Source organism: Micromonospora sp. NPDC048871, from assembly GCF_043198155.1.
GTDB lineage: Bacteria > Actinomycetota > Actinomycetes > Mycobacteriales > Micromonosporaceae > Micromonospora.
Genome location: NZ_JBICUM010000031.1, coordinates 1 through 1,146 on the forward strand (window position 1 = coordinate 1; position 1,146 = coordinate 1,146).

General features: G+C 68.2%; 1 protein-coding gene. It reads left to right on the forward strand.

Annotation, left to right across the window (positions count from 1 at the left end; genetic code table 11):
• Positions 1-177 precede the first annotated feature (177 nt).
• Positions 178-1,119 carry an IS30 family transposase gene (locus ACGFIK_RS27835; RefSeq protein ID WP_327027312.1) on the forward strand — a complete coding sequence of 314 codons (942 nt, stop codon included), beginning with the start codon at positions 178-180 and terminating at the stop codon, positions 1,117-1,119.
• Positions 1,120-1,146 lie beyond the last annotated feature (27 nt).

Below are 1,146 nucleotides of genomic sequence, written 5' to 3' on the forward strand. Positions count from 1 at the left end.
GGCGGATTCTAGGGTTCAGTGCAACTGATCTTGGTTGTGCTGGAGGTGTTGGTGGCGAGGCCGGGTGTGGTGACGTTCGGACATCGGCAGGTGTTGGAGCACTTGTGGGGGTCGGGGCGGACGATCTCGCAGATCGCGGGGTTGTTGGGGTTGCCGGTGTGCACGGTGTCGCGTGAGGTGGCGCGGTATCACAGTGCGCGGCATGGGACGAAGAATCCGCTCGGGCGGTCGTTGCCGTCCGGGCGGGCTCGTCGGCCGTATCGGTGGGGGTATCAGGCGCAGTGGGCGCAGCGGCGGGCGGAGGCGGCTCGACGGCGGCCGAAGGTGGTGAAGCTTCGGTCGGGCACGCGGCTGCGGGACATGGTGGCGGGGAAACTGGCGCGTAGGTGGTCTCCGAAGCAGATCGCCGCGTGGTTACGGGCCACGTACGCCGACCGGCCGGAGTTGCAGGTGTCCCACGAGACGATCTACCAGGCGATCTACGTGCAGTCGCGGGGCAACCTGCGGGTGGAGTTGGGTCGGCAGGTCGCGCTGCGTTCGGGTCGTACCCAACGGCGTGCGCGGTCACGAACCGCGGGCGCGGCCCGCAGCCGACCCTGGGTCGGGGACCTGCACATCAGCGCCCGACCCGCCGAGGCCACCGATCGGGCCGTGCCCGGACACTGGGAAGGTGACCTGGTCATCGGCAAGGCCGGCGCCTCGGCGATCGTGACCCTGGTCGAACGCACCACCCGCTACGTCATGCTCGGCGCACTACCCCAGGGCCGCGACAGCGAAGCCGTCATCGGCGTCCTCACCACCCTGACCACCCGCATGCCCACCCACCTACGCCGCTCCCTGACCTGGGACCAGGGCAGCGAGATGGCCACCCACCCACAGTTCACCATCACCACCGGCTGCCCGGTCTACTTCTGCGACCCCCACAGCCCCTGGCAACGCGGCAGCAACGAGAACACCAACGGACTCCTACGCCAGTACTTCCCCAAGAACAGCTACGACTTCCGCACCATCGACCAGACCGGCCTGGACGACGTCGCCCACGAACTCAACACCCGACCCCGCGAAACGTTGGGCTGGGACACCCCAGCCCAACGCCTGGCCCAACTCATCACTACCTAACGATTGCACTCACCCCTTGACCCCGCC